The 21447-nt window shown below is 72.4% G+C and carries 21 protein-coding genes; 10 read left to right on the top strand and 11 right to left on the bottom strand.

The features are described from left to right. Positions 1 to 14 precede the first annotated feature (14 nt). The 3 genes from bchJ to D9C15_RS02955 all read right to left on the bottom strand — a co-directional run bounded on the left by bchJ (position 15) and on the right by D9C15_RS02955 (position 3322). A complete protein-coding gene (gene bchJ, locus D9C15_RS02965; protein WP_127995921.1) occupies positions 15 to 596 on the bottom strand; it encodes a bacteriochlorophyll 4-vinyl reductase in 582 nt (193 codons plus the stop codon). Further along, on the bottom strand, positions 593 to 2245 hold the full coding sequence (bchE, locus tag D9C15_RS02960) for a magnesium-protoporphyrin IX monomethyl ester anaerobic oxidative cyclase (RefSeq protein WP_127995920.1): 1653 nt from the start codon (positions 2243 to 2245) through the stop codon (positions 593 to 595). The genes bchJ and bchE overlap by 4 nt, the downstream gene beginning before the upstream one ends. A gap of 102 nt (positions 2246 to 2347) precedes the next feature. Then, positions 2348 to 3322: an OmpA family protein gene (locus D9C15_RS02955; RefSeq protein ID WP_127995919.1), complete on the bottom strand. Its 975-nt coding sequence runs from the start codon at positions 3320 to 3322 to the stop codon at positions 2348 to 2350. 123 nt (positions 3323 to 3445) lie between these two features. Here D9C15_RS02955 and D9C15_RS02950 point away from each other — a divergent pair, with 123 nt between their 5' ends. From D9C15_RS02950 to D9C15_RS02920, 7 genes are all read left to right on the top strand, one after another. Then, positions 3446 to 4432, top strand: coding sequence for a BMP family protein (locus D9C15_RS02950; RefSeq protein WP_127995918.1), 987 nt, complete (start codon positions 3446 to 3448; stop codon positions 4430 to 4432). Between the two features lie 7 nt (positions 4433 to 4439). Further along, complete coding sequence (locus D9C15_RS02945; RefSeq protein WP_127995917.1) at positions 4440 to 5975, top strand: ABC transporter ATP-binding protein; 1536 nt, start codon at positions 4440 to 4442, stop codon at positions 5973 to 5975. Further along, positions 5956 to 7014 (top strand): ABC transporter permease, encoded by a 1059-nt coding sequence (locus D9C15_RS02940; protein WP_127995916.1) that lies wholly within the window; start codon positions 5956 to 5958, stop codon positions 7012 to 7014. Before D9C15_RS02945 ends, D9C15_RS02940 begins: the two co-directional genes overlap by 20 nt. Then, a complete protein-coding gene (locus tag D9C15_RS02935) occupies positions 7011 to 7946 on the top strand; it encodes an ABC transporter permease (protein ID WP_127995915.1) in 936 nt (311 codons plus the stop codon). The genes D9C15_RS02940 and D9C15_RS02935 overlap by 4 nt, the downstream gene beginning before the upstream one ends. Positions 7947 to 8055: 109 nt before the next feature. Further along, positions 8056 to 8382, top strand: a complete 327-nt coding sequence (locus D9C15_RS02930; protein WP_127995914.1) for a YXWGXW repeat-containing protein — start codon at positions 8056 to 8058, stop codon at positions 8380 to 8382. Positions 8383 to 8794: 412 nt separating this feature from the next. Beyond that, entirely contained in the window at positions 8795 to 9559 is a 765-nt protein-coding gene (locus tag D9C15_RS02925) for a DUF3750 domain-containing protein (RefSeq protein ID WP_205854707.1), read from the top strand. A gap of 427 nt (positions 9560 to 9986) precedes the next feature. After that, entirely contained in the window at positions 9987 to 10280 is a 294-nt protein-coding gene (locus D9C15_RS02920; RefSeq protein WP_127995913.1) for a thiamine-binding protein, read from the top strand. Positions 10281 to 10385: 105 nt separating this feature from the next. Here D9C15_RS02920 and D9C15_RS02915 read toward each other — a convergent pair whose 3' ends face one another. Continuing rightward, complete coding sequence (locus D9C15_RS02915; RefSeq protein WP_127995912.1) at positions 10386 to 11531, bottom strand: helix-turn-helix transcriptional regulator; 1146 nt, start codon at positions 11529 to 11531, stop codon at positions 10386 to 10388. A gap of 143 nt (positions 11532 to 11674) precedes the next feature. On the opposite strand from D9C15_RS02915, the gene D9C15_RS02910 reads away from it, so the two are divergent. Next, entirely contained in the window at positions 11675 to 14389 is a 2715-nt protein-coding gene (locus D9C15_RS02910) for an ATP-binding protein (protein ID WP_127995911.1), read from the top strand. Then, positions 14379 to 15644 carry an EAL domain-containing response regulator gene (locus D9C15_RS02905; protein WP_127995910.1) on the top strand — a complete coding sequence of 422 codons (1266 nt, stop codon included), beginning with the start codon at positions 14379 to 14381 and terminating at the stop codon, positions 15642 to 15644. Before D9C15_RS02910 ends, D9C15_RS02905 begins: the two co-directional genes overlap by 11 nt. Before the next feature lie 11 nt (positions 15645 to 15655). Here the strand turns inward: D9C15_RS02905 and D9C15_RS02900 are convergent, their stop codons facing one another. The 7 genes from D9C15_RS02900 to D9C15_RS02870 all read right to left on the bottom strand — a co-directional run bounded on the left by D9C15_RS02900 (position 15656) and on the right by D9C15_RS02870 (position 21038). After that, positions 15656 to 15895 carry an FmdB family zinc ribbon protein gene (locus D9C15_RS02900; RefSeq protein WP_127995909.1) on the bottom strand — a complete coding sequence of 80 codons (240 nt, stop codon included), beginning with the start codon at positions 15893 to 15895 and terminating at the stop codon, positions 15656 to 15658. Between the two features lie 10 nt (positions 15896 to 15905). After that, complete coding sequence (locus tag D9C15_RS02895; RefSeq protein ID WP_127995908.1) at positions 15906 to 16418, bottom strand: AmiS/UreI family transporter; 513 nt, start codon at positions 16416 to 16418, stop codon at positions 15906 to 15908. A 68-nt stretch (positions 16419 to 16486) separates the two neighbouring features. Next, entirely contained in the window at positions 16487 to 17743 is a 1257-nt protein-coding gene (gene fmdA, locus D9C15_RS02890) for a formamidase (RefSeq protein WP_127995907.1), read from the bottom strand. A 57-nt stretch (positions 17744 to 17800) separates the two neighbouring features. After that, on the bottom strand, positions 17801 to 18094 hold the full coding sequence (locus tag D9C15_RS02885; RefSeq protein WP_127995906.1) for an FmdB family zinc ribbon protein: 294 nt from the start codon (positions 18092 to 18094) through the stop codon (positions 17801 to 17803). A gap of 136 nt (positions 18095 to 18230) precedes the next feature. Next, on the bottom strand, positions 18231 to 18884 hold the full coding sequence (locus D9C15_RS02880) for a phosphoribosylanthranilate isomerase (protein WP_127995905.1): 654 nt from the start codon (positions 18882 to 18884) through the stop codon (positions 18231 to 18233). A gap of 21 nt (positions 18885 to 18905) precedes the next feature. After that, entirely contained in the window at positions 18906 to 20216 is a 1311-nt protein-coding gene (gene deoA, locus D9C15_RS02875; RefSeq protein WP_127995904.1) for a thymidine phosphorylase, read from the bottom strand. Further along, positions 20217 to 21038, bottom strand: coding sequence for an alpha/beta hydrolase (locus D9C15_RS02870; RefSeq protein WP_127995903.1), 822 nt, complete (start codon positions 21036 to 21038; stop codon positions 20217 to 20219). Between the two features lie 143 nt (positions 21039 to 21181). Here D9C15_RS02870 and D9C15_RS02865 point away from each other — a divergent pair, with 143 nt between their 5' ends. Further along, entirely contained in the window at positions 21182 to 21391 is a 210-nt protein-coding gene (locus D9C15_RS02865; protein WP_127995902.1) for a hypothetical protein, read from the top strand. Positions 21392 to 21447 lie beyond the last annotated feature (56 nt).

The following is a 21447-nucleotide window of genomic DNA, read 5'->3' as shown; positions in this document are numbered from 1 at the left end:
CGCGGCCGGGGCGCTCACCAGCGGATCTCGAAGCGGCAGCACGGCTCGCCGCGCGCCTCGCAGCAGGTCTCGGTGACCGTGCTCCCGGGCTGCACCAGCACGCGGAACAGCCGCTCGAAGGTGGCGGCGTAGTAGCTGCAGGCCGGCGTGTCGCTCGCCAGGCCGCGGCACAGCGGGTTGCGGCGGATCGTCAGCACCACCGGCCGGCCCGGGCGCGCCTCGAACGCGCCGCTGCCGGCAAAGGTCCAGGCATGGCGCGTGATGGCCGCGAGCAGCACACGCGCGGCCAGCGGCGCGGGCAGCAGGCGCAGCAGGGCCTGCACGGGCTTCGGGATGCGGTGGGCCAGCAGGTAGGCCGCCGTGGCCTCGCCGGCCTCGCGGGCCACCTGCGCCGCCTCGTGCGGGCCGAGCGTGCTGTGCAGGGCGGCGTGCAGGCGCCGCGCGTCGTCCTCGTCGACCATGGCCGAGGGCGGCACGGCGAGGTGGTGCGCCAGCCCGGCGCTGCGGAACACCTCCTCGGCCCGACCGCGCCGCTGCAGCGCCTCGGCCACGCGCAGGATCGCGTTCGGGCCGATGCGGCCGGCCACGGCGTTCACACCCGCGCCGCCGCGTCGTCGCCGAGCTGCTCGCTGCCGCCGCCGCAGGCCATCGCGGCCGCGGCGATCTCGAAGTTCTCCTCGCCCTTGCGGCGCCGCATCGCGATCTTCGGCCCGTGCATCGTGACCCAGCCGTCGTCGACCTTCGCCAGTGCCTGCGCCGTGTCGGCCTCGATGCGGCGCTTGCGGTCGAAGCTGAAGTCCACCGTGTTGCGGGTCTGCGGGCCCCAGTAGCCGACGCGGCCGAGGTCGTAGAAGGTGCGCTCGAAGCCGCTCTTCATGAAGGCCTTCAGGCAGCCCAGCAGGTACTTGCGGCGCTGCTTGTCCTTCGTCCAGGGGTACTGGAAGAAGGTCTTGTTCATGAAGAAGCGGCGGTAGTTGTTCATCACCCGGTCGAGCAGCTCGCCGCGGTCCATCGCGTCGGGCTTCATGATCGGCGTCACGAAGTTGTACTTCTCGAAGTCGAACACCTCGACCTTGTCGCCGAGCTCCTGGAACAGGTCGCTGAACGGCCAGGGCGTGTACATCGCCCAGTTGGCCATGTCGGGGTTCCAGTCGCGCGCCATGCGGTAGGTTTCCTCCAGCGTCTCGGCCGTCTCGTTCTCCAGGCCGACGATGAACTGCGCCTCGGTCACGATGCCGGCGTCCTTCAGCAGCTGGATCGCCTTCTTGTTCTGCGCGATCGTGGTCTCCTTGTTGAAGCGGTCGAGCTTGAGCTGCGCGGCGGCTTCCGTGCCGAGCGAGACGTGGATCAGCCCGGCCTTCCTGAACATCGGCAGCAGCTTCTCGTCGCGCAGGATGTCGGTGACGCGGGTGTTGATGCCCCACAGCACGTCGAGCTTCCTCTCGATCAGCAGTTCGCAGAACCGGATGAACTTCTTGCGGTGGATGGTCGGTTCCTCGTCGGCGAGGATGAAGAAGCCGACGTCGTGCTTCTTCACGAGGTTCTCGATCTCGTCGACCACCGCCTTCGGGTCGCGGATGCGGTAGTCGCGCCAGAACTTCCACTGGCTGCAGAAGCTGCAGGTGAACGGGCAGCCGCGCGCGAAGTTCGGGATCGCGACGCGCCGATTCATCGGGATGTAGATGTACCGGTCCCACTCGAGGATGGACCAGTCCGGCGTGATGCGGTCCAGGTCCTGGATCGGCGGCTCGGCGGGCGTGGCGATCACCTGGCCGTCGCCGTCGGCGTAGGCGATGCCCTTGACGCCGCCTCGGTCGGCGGCGAAGCGGCCGTCGTCGACCGCGCGCACGAGGTTCAGGAACACCTGCTCGCCCTCGCCGCGCACCACCGCGTCGATCCACGGTGCCTCCCTCAGCACCTGCGGGTACATGAAGGTGCCGTGGATGCCGCCGAGCACCGTCACGCAGTCCGGCTTCACCTCCTTGGCCACCTGCAGCAGCCGCTCGGCCTTGTAGATGGCCGGGGTGATCGCGGTGCAGCCGACGACGTCGGGCTGCAGCTCGGTGATGCGCGCGCGCACCTGGTCCTCGTCGAGGTGGTGCGTCATCGCGTCGACGAAGCTCACGTCGGTGTAGCCGCCGGCCTTCAGGTACCCGGTCAGGTAGGCCACCCAGGCGGGCGGCCAGTTGCCCGCGATCTCGGCACCGCCGGAGTGGTAGTTGGGGTGCAGCAGCAGGATGCGCATGGCGAGGCTCCGTGTCGACGGGAGCCCCACCGTAGGCCGCGTCCGCTGGCGCGACGTTGACGACTGTCAACGAATGTTGACAGTTCGCGGCTGATCCCCGGGCTACTGCGCCACCAGCTCCACCCGCCGGTTGCGCGCCCGGCCGGCCTCGTCGGCGTTGCCGGCCAGCGGTGCGTAGCTGGCGACGCCGGCCGCGCCGAGGCGCTTCGCGTCCACCTTGTAGCCCTTGACCAGCGCGTCCACCACCGCCTGCGCACGCTGGCGCGAGAGCGCGAGGTTGCCTTCCAGGCTGCCCTGGTTGTCGGTGTGGCCGACGATGTGCACCTTCAGCGCGGGCTGGGCCTGCAGCAGCTTGCCCATCTCGTCGAGCTGGGGCTTGGACTCGGGCTTGATCTCCGCCTTGCCGGTGTCGAAGTACAGGCCGTACAGCGCGATGCGGCCCTGCGCCTGCAGGCCCTTGGCGAGCGCGGCGGCGTCCACCGTGACCATGCCGGTGTCCATCGCCTTGGGCTCGATCACCTGCACCAGGGTGGCGACATGCTTGTCGCGCATCACCTGGATGGCGCTGGGGGCCGACAGCACCACCACGTGCAGGGTGCGGCCGGCGGCGTCCAGGGTGCCGTACCAGTAGCGGACGTCGTCGCGAGCCAGGAACTCGTCGGTCAGCGTCTTGCTGTCCCAGCCTTCCAGGCGCCCGCTCGAGAGCTGTTTCGGGGGCGTGCGCAGCGGGTTGAAGTCGCGCATGCCGCAGGCCGTTCCGGCGCAGGCGTCGATCTTCTTCGCGCCGGCGCGCGCCAGCGCATCCTCGTAGTTGCGCTGCACCTCGGCGAGTCCGCGCCCGGCCGGGCCGAGGTAGAAGAGCCGGCTCACCTTGCCGTCCACCCGCGCCGTCGACGCCTCGCCCGAGGGCAGGGTCGCCTCGTCGAAGCCGCGCAAGTCCTGGCCCACCAGCCAGGAGCCGGCGTAGCGGCTGATCACGGGGTGGTCCTTGGCGCCGGGCGCGTCGGCCGGCATCTGGGCCGAGGCGGTGGTCGTCGCCACCAGCAGCGCGAGTGCGGCCAGCATCCGGATCGTCATGTCCGTTCTCCCTGAGACTGCAACAGCGGCGGCAGTCTAGCCAACCCGGATTGACGCGCACGGAATGCCTCTTGCTTAATGAAACCACCCGTTTCCGCACCTCGTCCACGCAAGGAGAACCGAATGTCCCTGTCCCGCCGCACCCTCGCCCTGGCCGCCGCCGCCGCGCTGGCCGCCGCCTCCGGCAGCGCCTTCGCGCAGGCCAAGCTGAAGGTGGCCGCGATCTACACCGTGCCGGTCGAGCAGCAGTGGGTGAGCCGCATCGACAAGGCGCTGAAGGCGGCCGTCGCGCGCGGCGAGATCGAGTACGTGTTCAGCGAGAACGTGAGCAACGCCGACTACGAGCGCGTGATGCGCGGCTACGCCGAGAAAGGCCACCAGCTCGTCGTCGGCGAATCCTTCGCCGTCGAGGCGGCGGCACGCAAGGTCGCCAAGGACTACCCGAAGGTCGCCTTCCTGATGGGCAGCTCGGGCAAGCCGCAGGCGCCGAACTTCGGCGTGTTCGACAACTACATCCAGGAGCCGGCCTACCTGACCGGCATGATCGCCGGCGGCATGACCAAGTCGAACAAGATCGGCATGGTCGGCGGCTACCCGATCCCGGAGGTGAACCGGCTGATGAATGCCTTCATCGCCGGCGCGAAGGAGGTCAACCCGAAGGCCGAGTTCAGCATCAGCTTCATCAACAGCTGGTTCGATCCGCCCAAGGCCAAGGAGGCCGCCTTCGCGATGATCGACAAGGGTGCGGACGTGATGTACGCCGAGCGCTTCGGCGTCAGCGACGCGGCCAAGGAACGCAAGGTGCTCGCGATCGGCAACGTGATCAACACGCAGGACAAGTACCCCGAGACCGTGGTCGCCTCGGCGCTGTGGAACATGGAGCCGACCATCGACCTGGCGATCAAGGCCGTCAAGGAAGGCAAGTTCAAGGCCGAGGACTACGGCATCTACTCGACGATGAAGCACAAGGGCAGCGAGCTCGCGCCCCTGGGCACCTTCGAGGGCAAGGTGCCGGCGGACCTGGTCGCCAAGGTGAAGGCCAAGGAGCAGGCGATCCGCGACGGCAAGTTCAGCGTCAAGGTGGACGACGGCCAGCCCAAGGCGAAGTGACCGCGCCTTGAGCGAAACGGTACTGCGGCTCCAGGGCATCACCAAGCGCTTCGGCGCGCTGGTCGCCAACGACGCCATCTCGCTGACGCTCGAGCGCGGCGAGGTGCTCGCGCTGCTGGGCGAGAACGGCGCCGGCAAGAGCACGCTGATGGCGATCCTGTTCGGGCACTACGTGGCCGACGCCGGAAGCATCGAGGTGTTCGGGCAACCGCTGCCGCCGGGCCGCCCGAAGGCCGCGCTGGCGGCCGGCGTCGGCATGGTGCACCAGCACTTCGCGCTGGCCGACAACCTCTCGGTGCTCGACAACGTGATGCTCGGCACCGAGCCGCTGTGGCAGCCGTTCTCGCGCCGCGCCGCCGCACGCGCGCGGCTGCTGGAGGCGGCGCAGCGCTTCGGGCTGCAGGTCGACCCGGACGCGCGGGTGGGCGCGCTCTCGGTCGGCGAGCGTCAGCGCGTGGAGATCCTGAAGGCGTTGGTGCGCGGCGCGAAGATCCTGATCCTCGACGAGCCGACCGCCGTGCTCACCCCGCAGGAAAGCGAATCCCTCTTCGCCACCTTGCGCCAGCTGGTGGCCGGGGGCCTCTCGGTGATCTTCATCAGCCACAAGCTCGACGAGGTGCTGGCGGTCTCGCAGCGCGTCGCGGTGCTGCGCGGCGGCAAGCTGATCGCCGAGCTGCCCGCGCAGGGCGCGGACCGGGCGATGCTGGCCGAGGCCATGGTCGGCCGCGCGGTGGCGCCGGCGCGCAAGCGGGCTGCGGCACCTGGCGAGCCGGTGTGCGAGCTGGTGGGCGCCAGCGCGCCGGGGCTGGTGCAGGCCGACCTGCAACTGCGCCGCGGCGAGGTGCTCGCCATCGCCGGCGTGGCCGGCAACGGCCAGCAGGCCCTTGCCGAGCTGCTGTGCGGCGAACGGCCCCTCGCAGCCGGAACCATTCGCATCGACGGCCGCGCGCTGCCCGCGCGGCCGCGTGCCTTCGTGCAGGCGAACGTGGCGCGCATCCCGGAAGACCGCCATGCGGTCGGCGTCGTCGGCGACCTGCCGGTGTGGGAGAACGCGGTGCTCGAGCGCTATGCCTCGCCCGCCTTCGCGCGCCTGGGCCTGGTGCGGCGCGAGCGGGCGCAGGTGCACGCCAGGGCGCTGCTCGAACGCTTCGACGTGCGCGGCACCGAGTCTGCCGGGCTCGCGACGACCACCCGCTCGCTCTCGGGCGGCAACATGCAGAAGCTGATCCTCGGTCGGGCGCTGGCGGGCGACCCGGACAGCACGACCCCGCCCGCGCTGATCGTCGCCAACCAGCCCACCTGGGGCCTGGACGTGGGCGCGGTGGCCTACGTGCACCAGCAGCTGCTCGATGCCTGCGCGGCCGGCAGCGCGGTGCTGCTGATCAGCGAGGACCTGGACGAGATCTTCGCGCTGGCCGACCGCATCGCGGTGATGCACCGCGGCCGGCTCGGCACGCCGCGTGCGACGGCCGACTGGACCCTGGCGCAGATCGGCCTCGCGATGACCGGCGCGGAGGACGCGCATGCGGCTCGAGCGGCGTGAGCGTGCACCGGGCTGGCTGCTGCTCGCGGCCCCAGCGGGGGCGCTGCTGTTCACGCTGGCCGTCACCTCCGTGCTGGTCGCCTGGGCCGGCGCACCGGTCGGCCGGGCCTATGCGCTGCTGCTCGAGGGCGGCTTCGGCTCGCGCTTCGCCTGGACCGAGACGCTGACGCGGGCCACGCCGCTGATCTTCTCCGGCCTGGCCGCGGCGGTGGCCTTCCGCGCGCGGCTGTTCAACATCGGCGGCGAGGGCCAGCTGTACGCCGGCGCGCTCGCCGCCGTCGCCGTGGGTGGGCTGCACGGCGGCACCGGCTTCGACGCGCCGGCCTGGCTGCTGCTGCCGGGGATGATGCTCGCGGCCGCCGCGGTGGGCGCGCTGCTGCTGCTCGGCCCGGCGCTGGCCAAGAGCCGGCTCGGCGTCGACGAGGTGGTCACCACCTTGCTGCTGAACTTCATCGTGCTGCTGGGCGTCTCGGCCCTGCTCGACGGAGCCATGAAGGACCCGACCGCGATGGGCTGGCCGCAGAGTGTGGCGATCCAGGACCCGCTGCAGCTCGACCGGCTGATCGAGCGCAGCCGCGTGCACAGCGGCCTCGTCGGCGCGCTGGTGGCCGCGCTGCTGCTGTGGGGCCTGCTCGGCCGCAGCACGCTCGGCTTCGAGATCCGCGCGGTCGGCGCTAACGCGCGCGCCGCGGCCTTCGCCGGCATGCCGGTGGGTGCGGTGCAGGTGAAGGTGGCGCTGCTGTCGGGCGCGCTCGCCGGCCTGGCGGGCGCGGTGGAGGTGGCCGGCCGCGCCGGCTACGTGACGCTCGACATGGCCACCGGCACCGGCTACTCCGGCATCGTGATCGCGATGCTCGCCGCGCTGCACCCGCTCGGCGTGGTCGCCGCCGCGGTGTTCATCGCCGGGCTGCTGGTGGGGGCGGACTCGATGAGCCGCGCGGTCAACGTGCCGACTTACATCGCGGACGTGATCGTGGCCGTGGCATTGATCGCGGTCCTGGTCGCGACGATGCTGACCCAATACCGCATCCGGCGATGAACGAGACCCTCGAGCTGCTGGCCTCCGCGCCCTTCTGGGTCGCCGTTCTGCGCATCGCCACGCCGCTGGTGCTGGGCACACTCGGCGTGCTGCTGTGCGAGCGCGCCGGCGTGCTGAACCTCGGCATCGAGGGCATCATGGTCGCGGGCGCGTTCGCGGGCTGGCTCGCGGTGTGGCAGGGCGCGCCGCTGTGGATCGGCGTGTTCGTCGCGGCCCTCGTCGGCGCGGCCTTCGGTCTGCTGCATGCGCTGCTGACGGTGGGGCTCGCGCTGTCGCAGCATGTGGCGGGGCTCGGCATCACCCTGCTCGCGACCAGCCTCGCGAGTTATGCCTACCGGGTGAGCTTCCCGAAGGTCGACAGCCCGCCGACCGTCCAGCCCTTCGCGCCCATGAGCGGGCTGCCGATCCCGGTGCTGAACGAACAGACCCCGCTGACCCTGCTGGCGCTGCTGCTGGTGCCGGCGATCGGCTGGCTGCTCTACCGCACGCCGGCCGGCCTGGCGCTGCGCATGGTGGGCGAGAACCCGGCCGCGGCCGAGGGCCAGGGGCTGAGCGTGGCGGGCGTGCGCACCGCGGCCATCGTGGCCGGCTCGGCGCTGATGGGCGTGGCCGGGGCCTTCCTCACGCTGGCGGCCTTCAACGCCTTCTACTTCAACATGGTCAATGGGCGCGGCTGGGTCTGCGTGGCGCTGGTGGTGTTCGCCTCCTGGCGGCCCGGCAAGGCGCTGGCCGGCGCGCTGCTGTTCGCCTTCTTCGATGCGCTGCAGCTGCGCCTGCAGCAGGCCGGCGGCGGCGTGTTCGGGCTCGAGCTGCCGTACCAGGTCTACCTGATGCTGCCGTACGCGATGGCGATCGTCGCGCTGGTCGTGGTGGCGCGCCGCGCCGCCTACCCGCAGGCGCTGATGAAGCCCTACCGCAAGGGCGAGCGCTGACGACACGGCGTCACGGCGCGTGACGCCGTGTCAAGCAATGCAAAGCCGGTGCGCGTGGTCGCCGCGCCGCGCGTTGGAGGGGCATGTGCCACCCGCCAGGAGCCCCCGCATGAACCGCCTCTCGCGCGTCTCGATCGCCGCGTTCGCCCTCGCGGCCGGTGCGGCCCTGACCGGCTGCGTCGTCGCCCCGGTGGGGCCGTACTACGGCGAACCGGTGGTGACCGCGCCCCCGCCGCCGCAGGTCGAAGTGGTGCCGGTGGCCCCGTATCCGGGCTGGCTGTGGATCGGCGGCTACTGGACCTGGCAGGCCAATCGCCATGTCTGGGTCGGCGGTCACTGGACCGCCCCGCGCCCCGGCTGGCGCTACGTGCCGCACCGCTGGGACCCGGGGCCGCGCGGCTGGCGCGAGGCGCCGGGGCGCTGGGAGCGGCGCTAACGGCCGGGCCGCTCCTCCGGGCCGCCGGATGCCGGCGAAGCCGGCCTCGCCGACGTGCACGCCGAGTGGCTGGCGCGCATCCGCCCCAAGGGGCCGGTGTTCGTCACCTGCCACCCGGCCGACACGGTGCTGTTCGGCCGCCTGTTCGGCTCGCAGCGCGACCTCGGCCACGGCGAGGCGCCGCGTGCGGTCTACGCGGCGGGCTGCGACGCCGACGGCCTGACCTGCCACATGGGCCAGCCGGCCGGCGACCCGGTGCTCGAGGGCGGCCGCGCCCGGCGGATGATCGCCGGCGTCGTTCCCACGTGGCCGGCGTCGTGCCCCTCGGGGCACATGGAAGCTGGCACGACGCTACCATCCCCGCCGCGGCGAATCGCGCCGCTGCGCGCCTTGGCCGCCGTTTGCAGCAAACATGCGCCATCCTCTTCGGCCCGTCCTGTACGCCTTGGTTTGCGCCGTCTTGATGACTGCCGGGGTGTCGTGCACGAGCACCCGGTCGGACTGGCGAACCGCCAGCCGCGAGCCGGTGGGCCTGGCGCCGGATCCCGCCGACGTGAAGGAGGCGATGGTGCAGGTGTATGGGGCCCGCACCATCGGGGCCAAGGGCCTGTTCGGTGTGCACACCTGGGTCGCGGTCAAGCCGACCGATGCGCGGCAGTGGACCGTCTACGAAGTGGTGGGGTGGCGGCTGCGCTGGTCGGACAGCGCCGTGGCCGTGCACAGCCGGCCGCCGGATGGGCGCTGGTTCGGCGCGGCGCCGGAGCTGTATGCGCAACGGCGCGGAGCGGGTGTCGACGAACTGATCGAGCGCATCGACCGGGCAGCACGAAGCTACCCCTACGGCGCCGAGTACCGGGCCTGGCCGGGACCGAACTCGAACACGTTCACCTCCTGGATCGCCCGGGCCGTGCCGGAGCTGGAGCTCGATCTTCCCGCCACGGCAATCGGCAAGGACTACCTCGGCAGCTCCATCGTAGGCGCAGCGCCGAGTGGCCGCGGACTGCAGTTGTCCCTGGCCGGTGTGTTCGGCGTGGCGGTCAGCGGCGTCGACGGTGTCGAGCTCAATCTGCTCGGCTTGAACTTCGGCGTGAGCCGCAATGGATTGAAGTTGCCGATCGTCGGACGGGTCGGCAGCGGCTCGAAGGCCGACCCTGCGGAGCCACCGCCGACGCGCTGACGAACGCCGCGGGAGCGCCGGCATGGACGACGGCGGTGCTTGAACCCGTCCCGGCCTTCCCTAGAATCGTGCCCGACACGCCGGTGGCTCCCGGGCCGCCGCTGTCGATCGCTGGGGGTGTTGGCGCCACCGCAAGGAGCGCGCCGACTGAGAGAGTCCCTTCGAACCTGATTGAGGTAATCCTCGCGCAGGGAAGCACGTTCCTGGGTCTGCCGGCGATTCTTTCTCGCGCCGGCAGGGCAGCCCCGAATGCTCGCCGACCTGCCATCTGCATGAGCTGCACATGGCACATCCATCGTTTTCGCGTTCGAGTCGTTTCCGGCTCTCGATCCTGTCGCTGTCGCTCCTGGCCTGCAGCGCGGCCCGGGCGCAACAGGCGCCACCGCAAGCACCAGCCGCGGTGGCCAGTCCGGCACCGGGCCTGCACATGATCGCCGAGATCCAGGTCGTGCCTCGTCCCGCCGGCACGGCGGACGACCGCTACAGGCACGTCGATGCTGCCATCGCCGTCATCCAGGCCTCCGGCCTGCGCTACGAGGTGCACGGCATGGGCACGGTCGTCGAAGGCCCGCCGGAGAAGGTCTGGCCGCTGCTGCAGGCCGTCCACCACGCCACCCTCGAAGCCGGCGCCGAGCGCACGCTGAGCATCATCAAGGTCTCCAGCTCGGCTCAGGCCGGCGGGCCGCGGGTCGACGACCTGGTTCGCAAGTTCCGGAAGTGAGGCGGCCTGTCGCCGTCGGCAGCGCCTGGCCGAGTCGAGTCGGCCGAGTGCTGTCGATGGGCTCGGAGCCACGCCCGCTGACGGCCCGCGCGCGGCGGGTCGGGCTCAGGGCAGCGAGGGGCAGATGCGCGCGTGCAGGTGCACCAGCTCCATCTGTCCGTGCGTGTCGGTCTTCTGGAAGATCTGCTTCAGGTGGCTGCGCACGGTGTTCTCGGAGACGTTCAGCGTCCCGGCGATGGCCGTCAGCGGCTGGCCGGCGAACACCAGCGCGCTGACCCGCGCCTGCGCCGCGGTCAGCTCGTAGCGCTGCGCGAACACGCAGCTGGCCGGGTCGTGCCCGGCCTGTGCGCCGCGCAGCGCGATCAGCGCCAGCCCGCGCCGTGCGCCGGCCTGGCGGCTGTACACCGGCCCGAGCGCGCGCAGCAGTGCCACCACCGGCTGCGCCGCGCCGGGGCTGGCCAGCGACAGCACCATCGGCGGCTGCCCCGGCGCGGCCGCGGCCATGCGCGCCACGACCTCGGCCAGCAGTCGGCGGTCGGTCGCTGCCGCGGCGACCAGGCGCGCGCCGTCGCGCCGCAGGCCGAGCGCGCGGTCGAGCTGCATCTCGGCGGCGCCGTTGCACCACACCAGCTCGGCCGCGGCCGTGACCAGCAGCATCGGGTTGGTGTCGTGCTGCGCCAGCGCGAGCAGGGCCTGCGCCAGGTCGTCGGCCTCCTGCCAGCGCCAGCGGCCCTCGAGCGCCAGCGCCAGGTGGTCGAGCAGCAGCTTCAGGTCGGCGCGCTCCTGCGTGTCGAAGCCGGGCTGGCCGGCGGCGCGGTAGGCGGCCAGGCAGTGCACGCCGCCGGCCTGGCGCGCGACCACACCGCACAGCAGGTGCAGCAGGCCGCGCGGCTCGAGCAGGCCGCGGTAGAAGTCGGTGCGGCGCAGCTCGGGCAGGCCGATCAGCTCCTCGCCCGTCATCACGCGCCCGCCGACGTAGTCGTCGCTCGACAGGTACCAGGGGTTGCGCGCCGCGTAACGCGCCAGCTCGGCGCCGAACTGCGCGTCGGCCGGGGCCTCGTACAGCGTCGCCTCGGTGCCGCTGTCGAACTCGTGGCGCGCCAGCGTGATCACGCGTGCGTCGAGGTGGGCGCGGATGCGCTCGAACACCTCGTGCCACGCGCCGTCGTGCACGCCGGCGGCATGGATCGCGTGCACCAGCGAAGCCAGCGGGCCGGCCGGCAGCTCCTGGCGCGAGACCGTCTTCGGCATGCACCCGCTCCGTTCGAGAGGAGCCGATTCTGGAGCCCTGTGCGGTGCTGTCAACCCGGCGCTGCACCAACGCGGGGCGGGTGTTTCCCGCCATGGTCGCGCCGGGGTCGAATGGCTACGCTCGCAGCGAACGGATCCCGGCCATGCTGCGAGTCAAGCGCGAGTACCAGTCGTGGGTGGCCAACGAGTCGCTCGAGGACTACGCGCTGCGCTACGCCGCCGGCTCGTACCGGCGCTGGCGCCCGGGCGTGGTGGCCAACACCGCGCTGGGCGGCATCTCCTTCCTCGCACTGGAGGCGATCGGCGCGAGCATCACGCTGAACTACGGCTTCCAGAACGCGATGCTGGCGGTGCTGGTGGTGTCGCTGCTGATCTTCGTGATCAGCCTGCCGATCGCCTACTGGTGCGCGGTGGCCAACGTCGACATCGACCTGCTCACGCGCGGCGCCGGCTTCGGCTACATCGGCTCGACCATCACCTCGCTGATCTACGCCAGCTTCACCTTCATCTTCTTCGCCATCGAGACCGCCATCTGGGCCCAGGCGCTGCACCTGGCGATCGGGCTGGACCTGGCGCTGGGCTACCTGCTGTGCTCGCTGGTCATCTTGCCGGTGGTGTTCTTCGGCGTCACCGCCATCAACAAGCTGCAGGCCTGGACGCAGCCGCTGTGGGTGCTGATGCTGGTGCTGCCGCTGGGCTTCGTGCTGGCGCGCGACCCGGGCCTGTGGCAGGCCTGGACGGCGCACGAGGTCGGCGGCGGCTTCAACCCGCTGCTGTTCGGCGCGGCCGCGGGCGTGATGTTCTCGCTCGTGGCGCAGATCGGCGAGCAAGCCGACTACCTGCGCTTCCTGCCCGACCGCACGCCCGCCAACCGGGTGGCCTGGTGGGCCGCGATGCTGTCCGCCGGGCCGGGCTGGATCGTGATCGGCGCGCTCAAGGTCACCGCCGGCAGCCTGCTGGCGGTGCTCGCGCTGCGCCTGGGCAGCAGCGCGGCGCAGGCGGTCGAGCCGGTGCACATGTTCGTGCACGCCTACCGCCACCTGGTCGACGACCCGGCGCTGGCGCTCGGCCTGGCGACCGTGTTCGTCACCATCTCGCAGGTCAAGATCAACGTCACCAACGCCTACAGCGGATCGCTGGCCTGGTCGAACTGCTTCGTGCGGCTGGCGCACTACCACCCGGGGCGCGTGGTCTGGCTGGTGTTCAACGTGGTGATCGCGCTGCTGCTGTCGCTGCTGGGCATCTTCGAGACCCTGGAGGCGGTGCTGTCGGTCTACTCGACCGTCGCGATCGCCTGGGTCGGCGCGCTGTTCGCCGACCTCACCGTGCTCAAGCGCACCGGCATCAGCCCGAACTACATCGAGTTCAAGCGCGCCCACCTGCACGACATCAACCCGGTGGGCTGCGGCGCGACGCTGATCGCCGCCACCGCGGCGGTGCTGGCCTACGCCGGGGCGTGGGGTGAATGGGGGCGCGCGTTCTTCGGCTTCATCGCGCTGGCGGTCTCCTTCGTCGCCGCGATCGCGATCGCCTACGCCACGCGCGGCCGCTGGTACATCGCGCGGCCCGACCTGCACTACCGCCAGCAGGCCCCGGGCACGCTGGTCAACTGCTGCATCTGCGCGCGCGACTACGAGGCGCCGGACATGGTGCACTGCCCGTTCTACGCCGGGCCGGTGTGCTCGCTGTGCTGCGGCCTCGAGCTGCACTGCCACGACCACTGCAAGCGCCCCGCCGGTGCCGCGGCCGCGCCCCTCATCGGGCTGCGCACGCGCCAGTGGCGCCGGCTCGGCCGCTTCCTCGGCCTGCTGGCGGTGGCCGCCACGCTGCTCGGCGCGGCCTTCCTGCTGACCTACCGCTTCATGGACCTGCACACGCCCGGCGGCGACGCCGAGCTGGTGCGCGTGCTGGTGCGCCTGTACGTTGCCTCGCTGGTGGTGGCCTCGATCGGCGTGTGGTGGATGGTGCTCACGCACGAGAGCCAGGAGCAGTCCGAGCGCGAGCTGCTCGAATCGATGGCGCACCTGGAGCAGACGCGCCGCGAGCTGGTCGAGACCGAGAAGCTGGCCGCTCTGGGCGGCCTGGTGGCCGGGGTCGCGCACGAGATCAACACGCCGGTGGGCATCGCGGTCAGCACCGCCTCGTTTCTCGAGGACCGCACTGCCGCCGCCAACGCCGAGGCGGCGGCCGGGCGGCTCGACGCCGGTGCGCTGCAGCGCTATCTCGGCGAGGCCACCGACGCGGCGCGACTGCTGCTGTCCAACGCCACGCGCCTGGCCAGGCTGGTGCAGAACTTCAAGCAGCTCGCGCTGGACCGCGTCAGCGAGCCGCGCCAGCGCTTCGACCTGCGCGAGACGGTCGAGACCGCGCTGCGCGAGCTGCAGCCGCGCCTGCAGGCGCAGCAGGTCGCGCTGCAGCTCGAGCTGCCGCCCGGGCTGAAGATGGACAGCTACCCGGTCGCATTGGCCCAGGTGGTGACGAACCTGGTGGTCAATGCGCTGCAGCATGCCTTCGAGCCGGGCCGGCCCGGCGCCCGCGTCGCGCTGCACGCCCGTCTGGCCGAGGGCGACGAGCTCGAGCTCGAGGTGGCCGACAACGGCCGCGGCATCGCGCCCGAGCTGCAGGCGCGGGTGTTCGAGCCCTTCGTCACGACGCGCCGCATGTTCGGCGGCAGCGGCCTGGGCCTGCACATCGTCAACCAGATCGTCACGCGTCAGCTCGGCGGCGCCGTGACGCTCGAGTCGGCCCCGGGCGCGGGCACGCGCTTTTGCATCCGCGTGCCGCGCGTGGCGCGCCATGCGCCCGACATCGGCCGTATCCTCGTGCGGCTGCCCGAACCGCCCCGCGATGAACGCTGAGCCCGCCGCCGAAACCCTGCCGTCGCGCTGGAAGGTGCTGCTCGTGGACGACGAGCCCGACGTGCACGAGGTCTCGCGCCTGATCCTCGCCGGCCTGGGCTTCGAGGGCCGGCCGGTCGAGCTGCTGTCGGCCGGCTCGGCGGCGCAGGCGCGCGAGCTGCTGGCGCAGCACGGCGACGTGGCGCTGGCGCTGGTCGACGTGGTGATGGAGACCGACGACGCCGGCATCGCGCTGGTGCGCCACATCCGCGAGCAGCTCGACGACCACGACATGCAGATCGTGCTGCGCACCGGCCAGCCCGGCATGGCGCCGGAGCGCGAGATCGTGCCGCACTACGAGGTCAACGGCTACTTCCTCAAGACCGAGATCACCGCGCAGCGCCTGCAGTCCATCGTCATCGCCGGGCTGCGCGGCTTCCGCCATGCGCGCTCGCTGCGGCGCCTGCCGGTGCGCCTGCCGGCGCGCCCGGCCGCCGGCGATGCGGCGCTGGCCGCGGAGCTCGGCGGCAGCGCCGCCCGCGACGCGCTGGTGCTGCTGGTGCAGCCCGAGCTGGAGCTGGCCAGCGGACGCCTGCGCGGTGCCGAGCTGGTGCCGCAGTGGAAGAGCTCGCGCGGGCTGCTGCCGGCCGCGCGCGTGGCCGGGCTGCTCGGCCCCGGCCCGGCGCGGCGCGCGCTGGCGCAGGGGCTGCTGCAGCAGGCCCTGGCCTGGGCACGGCAGTGGCAGGAGCGCCTGGCGGCGCCGCTGCGGGTGTCGCTGCCGCTGGTCGGCGACGACCTGGACGACCCCGCCTGGCGCGCCGCGGTCAACCGGCTCGTCGACGCCGCCGCGCTGCCGGCCGGCTCGATCGACCTGCTGGTCGGCGAGGCCACGCTGCTGGCCGGCACGCCGGGCCTGCCGGCCGCGGCCGACGAATGGCGCGCGCACGGCCTGATGCTGACCCTGCTCGACTTCGGCGCGCAGACGATCTCGCTGCAGCGGCTCAGCCAGCTGGTGCCCGACCGCGTCAAGCTGCACCGGCCGTTCGTGCGCGGCGTGGCGTCCGATCCGTCGCGCGCCGCCGTCGCTCGCTCGCTGATGGCGCTGGCGCAGACCCTGAACGTCGCGGTGGTGGCCGACGGCATCGCCTCGGACGCCGACGCCCAGTTCTTCCGCTGGGAGGGCTGCGAGTTCGGCCAGGGCGACGCGCTCGCGCCGGCCTGCGCGCCGGGTGACCTCGTCACCCTGGTGCGGGCCGGGCCGCCCGGTTCGCACTGACGCGCAGATTCCTAGCGACAGTGGAGGTGGTTGCAGCCGAAGCCGCAGGCCGCGCGCCAGCCGCCGCGTGCATTGCCGGCGGGCCGGCCGAGCCAGCCGGCCCCCTCGCCGCCGCCGAGCATCGGTGCCGCCAGCCGGCGCGGCACCGCGCTGCCGCAGCGCGGGCAGGGCTGCGGCAGCGCCGACTCGCTCATCGGCCGGAAGGCGCGGAACGGCCCGCAATCGGCGCAGGCGTAGTCGTACAGCGGCATGGGCCGCGGCTCAGTTGAGCATGCCGTTGAGCAGCATGTAGCCCGGCACCCAGCCGGTCAGCACGCCCTCGGCCACGGTGACGCCGCCGACGAACTTGGCGATCGGCTTCTTCAGCACCAGCAGCACGAAGAACAGCCCCCACAGCACCGCCCAGGCACCCCAGGACAGCGCGAACCAGACGTCCCAGGTGCTCTGCGCCGTGGAGAAACCCTGCACGGTGACCGGCACCGCCGTCACCGCGACGAACAGGCAGAACCAGCCCAGCCCGCGCCCGTCCGCGCCGTTGCTGCGGTTCAGCGCGACCCACAGATAGGTGAAGGAGAACAGCAGCGTGTAGGCCGCGGCCTTGATCGACGCCGCGTCGGCCGAGGGGCCGAAGGCCAGGTAGAGCGAAGCCGCCAGCGTGATGCCGCCGACGAAGTAGTCGATCACCGCGATCTCGTTGTCGCCGATGCGGCCGAGCAGCCAGAGGCCGTTCAGGCACAGCACCGCGCCGACGAAGAACAGCACCAGTCCAAGCATCTCTTGCCTCCGTTCTTGTTGTCGGGCGCACCCCCGGCCCGCGCCGGCGGTGCGCCGCGGTCAGGCGCTCAGTTCGGCGAGCGCGGCACCTGGAGGCCCTGCTTCACCTGGTGCGGCGCCCCCTTCGCGCTGGGCCGCACGTCGAACCCGAAGATCGAGCGCGGGATGTAGATCGTCGAGCAGGCGTTCGGGATGTCCACCACGCCCGACAGGCGGCCCTCCACCGGCGCCGTGCCCAGGATCATGTAGGCCTGGATGTCGGTGTAGCCGAACTTCATCAGGTAGTCGATCGCGTGGTGGCAGGCGTTGGCGTAGGCGAGCCCCGAGTCGAGGTAGTGCTGCTTGCCGTTCTTGTCGACCGACACGCCCGAGAAGGCGATCCAGTCGCTGTACTGCGGGTCGCGCAGGCCGGGCATGAAGATGGCGTTCTCCTTCACGCCGTACTTGGCCATGCCGCCCTTGATCAGGTCGACATGCAGGTCCATGAAGCCGCCCATCTCGATGGCGCCGCAGAAGGTGATCTCGCCGTCGCCCTGCGAGAAGTGCAGGTCGCCGAACGAGAGCTTGCCGCCCGGCACGAACACCGGGTAGAAGACGCGGCTGCCGGCGGTCAGGTTCTTGATGTCCTGGTTGCCGCCGTTCTCGCGCGGCGGCGCGGTGCGTGCGGCCTCCTTCGAGACGCGGTCGTAGTCGGCGCCCTTGAGCGAGCCGAGGATCGCGCTGTCGGGCAGCGGCGGCAGCGCCAGCGGCGGCACGCGGTACGGGTCGGTCTCGATCAGCGCGGTCTCGCGTTTGGTCCAGCGCGCCAGCAGCTCGGCCGAAGGCGCGGTGCCCATCAGGCCCGGGTGGTGGATGCCGACGTACGAGACCTCGGGGATGTGGCGCGATGTGGCCACGTCGCCGGAGAAGTCCCAGATCACCTTGTAGGCGTCGGGGAAGCGCTCGGTCAGGAAGCCGCCGCCGTTCTTGGTGGCGAACACGCCGGTGTAGCCCCAGCCCTGGCCGGAGAACGGGCCGGAGTCCTCCTGGTCGCAGGAGTCGATCTCGAGGATGTCGACGACCAGCAGGTCACCCGGTTCGGCGCCTTCCACGTAGAACGGGCCCGAGAGCACGTGAACGCCGGCCAGCGGGGCGTTGCGGATGTCGTCGGCCGACTCGTCGTTCTTGATCGCGCCGTCGAACCACTCGCGGCAGTCGGCGCGGAAGGTCTCGCCGGGCTTGATGCGCACGGCCGCCGGGATGTCCGGGTGCCAGCGGTTGTGGCCGACGAGCTTCTGGTCGGTGAACTTCTTGGTGTTGTCGAGGGGGAAGAGGTTCTTGGGCATGCGGTCTCCTTTCGGTGGCGGAGGAAGGCGCCGGGCGCGGCCGGCGCGGGGTGAGGCTCAGGGGCGCGGCAGGCGCGCCAGCTGCGGGGTGAGCGGCGCCGTGCGGATGCGCCGGCGCGCGCCGGCGGCGGGCACCGAGCTGACCACCTCGGGCTCGTGGGCGCTGCGTGCGGCGCGCTCGATCGCGCCGCTCCAGGCGCTGCGCGTGCTGCCGATCACCATCGGGGCCGAGACGATGCGCCGGGCCGGCGCGCCGCAGTCGGGGCAGGCCTGCTCGGCCGGCGCCTGGCCCATCGGCCGGTGCAGCTCGAACACGCCGTGCTGCTCGCAGAGGAATTCGTAGATCGCCACGGGTTGCTCCGTCGGGGGGATGGGGCGCATCGTGTTCCCGCGGCACCGGCACCGAAACCCACCGCGCGATGAAGCCGTCTCACCGGCGCGGGTGAGGGGCGCCTCACCCGATCGGGTGAGGCGGAGGCACGGCGCGTCAGGCGCTGGCGCGCAGGGCGGCGGCGAAGGCCGCGAGCTTCGCGGCGTCGAGCCGGCCCTCGCTGCGCACGCCGCTGCAGATGTCCAGGCCGAAGGGCCGCACCGCGGCCACCGCCTGCGCGACGTTCTCGGCACGCAGCCCGCCGGCCAGGAACAGCGGCACGCCGGCGCGCTCGCGGATGCGGGCCGAGAGCGACCAGTCGTGCACGCGCCCGGTGCCGCCGAGCTGCTTGACCGCGAGCGTGGGGTTGCCCGAGTCGAGCAGCAGCGCGTCGACGAAGGGCGCGGCCGCGCAGGCCTCCTCGACCGAGGCCTCGTCGCGCACGTGGATCACCTGCACCAGCCGGATGCCGGGCAGCGCGGCGCGCAGCCGGCGCAGCTCGGCGTGCGGCACATGGTCGACCAGCTGCAGCGTGCTGGTGCCGCAGCGGCGCTGCTGCGCGGCGATCGCCTCGGCCTCCTGCAGGCAGGTGAGCAGGAAGGTCTCGATGGTCGGCGGCACGCGTGCCGCGATCTCGGCGATCAGCGCCTCGTCGATCACGCCGGGGCCGCTGGGCATGGACGACACCAGGCCGAGCGCTGCGGCGCCGTGCGAGATGGCCAGGCGTGCCTCGTCGACCGAGGAGATGCAGCAGACCTTCAGGGCGGGCATGCTGGGTTCTCTCACACCTTCTCACTCCAGTGTCGCGTGGATCACGGGCGCGGCGGGCGCCGCCATGTCGTCGATGCGCAGTGCGTCGGCGAGGGCGCGGCAGGCCGCCTCGGCCGACGCCACGTCGGCGGCATGCACCTGCAGCAGCGGCTCGCCGGCCCGCACGGGGCTGCCCAGCGGCCGCAGCTGCGACAGCCCGACACGCGGGTCGATCGTGTCGCCCGGCCGCACCCGCCCGCCGCCCAGCGCGACGATGGCCAGGCCGAGCGCGCGGGTGTCCATCGCCGCCAGCACGCCGTCGCGCGGCGCAGGCAAGGGCCGCAGCGCCGGCGCGGCCGGCGGAACCCAGGCGAACACGTCGCGCGGCCCGCCCAGGCCGGCCACCATGCGTGCGAAGCGCTCGGCTGCCGCACCGCTGCGCCAGGCCGCGTCGGCGTTCCGACGCCCGTCCTCGACGCTGGCGGCCAGCCCGGCCAGGTGCAGCAGCTGTGCGGCGAGCGCCAGCGTCACCTCGCGCAGGCGCGGCTCGGCCGGCGCGCCGGCCAGCGCGGCCAGGCATTCCTGCACCTCGAGCGCATTGCCGGCCGTCGTGCCCAGGCACTGGTTCATGTCGGTGACCAGCGCCCGCGTCGGCAGCCCGGCGCCGCGTGCCACCTCGACCAGGCTGCGCGCCAGCGCATGTGCCTCGGGCAGCGTCGGGCAGAAGGCGCCGTTGCCGACCTTCACGTCCATCACCAGCGCGCGCACCCCGGCGGCGAGCTTCTTCGACAGGATGCTGGCGGTGATCAGCGCGACCGATTCGACCGTGGCCGTCACGTCGCGGATCGCGTAGAGCCGCCGGTCGGCCGGCGCCAGGCGCGTGCTCGCGCCGACGATCGCGCAGCCGGCCTCGCGCAGCACGCGCCGCAGCCTGTGCCGCGGCGGCGCGACGGTGTAGCCGGGCAGGGCCTCGAGCTTGTCCAGCGTGCCGCCGGTGTGACCGAGGCCGCGGCCCGAGACCATCGGCAGCACGCCGCCGCAGGCCGCGACGATGGGGGCGAGCAGCAGGCTGACCTTGTCGCCGATGCCGCCGGTGGAATGTTTGTCGACCACCGGCCCGGGCAGGCCGTCGCGCGACCAGTCCAGCACCGTGCCCGAACGGGTCATCGCGCGGGTCAGCGCCACCGTCTCGGCACGGTCCATGCCGTTCAGGCAGATCGCCATCGCCAGCGCGGCGATCTGGCCCTCGCTCCAGGAGCGGTCGGTCAGGCCGCGCACGAAGGCCTCGATCTGCGCATCGCCGAGCGCCTGGCCGAGACGCTTGGCGCGGATGATCTCGGCCGGCAACGGCATTCAGCGTGCCGCCAGCGCCGCGCGCACCGCGGCGAGGTAGGGCTCGAACTGCTGCAGGTCGTTGTGCCCGGCGCCTTCGACCAGCACCACGCGCGCGTTCGGGTGCAGCCGCGCCAGCGCCTGGCTGTGGCTGCTCGGGATCACCGCATCGTCCTCGCCGTGCAGCAGCAGCACCGGGCCGGGGATGCGCGCGATCGCCTCGTCGGTGCGCAGCGGGTAGCGCAGCAGCGCGGCGGGCACCCAGGGGTAGTGCTGCGCGGCCAGCGCCTGCATGCTGAGGTAGGGCGAGACGAGCAGCGTCAGGTCCGGCCCGATGCGCGCGGCCAGCGCGGCCGCCAGCCCGCTGCCCAGCGAGCGGCCGTAGACCACCACGCGCTTGCCGCGGTAGCGCGGCGCCACCGTCTCCCACACCGCCTGCACGTCGGCATGCAGCTGCGCCTCGCTGCGGATGCGCCCGCTGCTCTTGCCGTAGCCGCGGTAGTCGAGCATCACCAGGTCGACGTTGGCGCGCCGGTAGAACTCGGCGTTGACGAACCAGCTGCGCAGGTTGCCGGCGTTGCCGTGCAGGAAGAACACCACGCCGGACGGATCGGGGAGGCGCAGCTCGAGCACCGAGAGCCGCGCGCCCGGCACCTCGACGACGCGCTCGTGCACGTCGGGCGCGCTGGCCAGCGGGGTGTCGGGCGGCAGCGGCTCGGGCAGGAACAGCAGCCGCTCCTGCGCGAACCACAGCAGCGCCAGCACGCCGGCATACACCAGCAGGCACAGCAGCAGGGCCGCGAGCGCGAGGCGCAGCGGCGCGGACGTCGGCAGCAGGGGCATCGCGGCAGTCTACGCGGCGCACGCACGGCCGGATGCGGGCGGTTGACGATCGGTTGACAAGGTGTTCCCGAACGTCGCGGCCGGTTCATCGGGCGTTGAAGGGACAGGGCGATGCTGACGCCCATCCTGGACAGGAGTCCGCCATGTCGATCTGCGCCACCCTGCAAGAACACGAGCTGTGGTTCGGCTCGCTGTTCCACGAGGGCCGCGGCTACTGCTTCCCCTGCGACGCGCAGGGCCGCGTGGACCTCGACGCCCTGCCGCGCGAAGCGCTCGTCAACTACCTGTACGCCCGCTCGGTGATCGGGCGCGAGGTGGCCACGCCGGTGGTGCGCCGGCGCCTGCCGCGCTGACCGCACGCCCCGCACCCGCGCTGCGTGGGATGGCGCCGACCGCGCGGCCGGCTGAG

The sequence above is a fragment of the Piscinibacter defluvii genome, from assembly GCF_004011805.1.
Lineage (GTDB): Bacteria > Pseudomonadota > Gammaproteobacteria > Burkholderiales > Burkholderiaceae_C > Piscinibacter > Piscinibacter defluvii.
The sequence above is the reverse complement of the archived record's forward strand: the minus strand, read 5'-3'. Positions and strand labels throughout refer to the sequence as shown.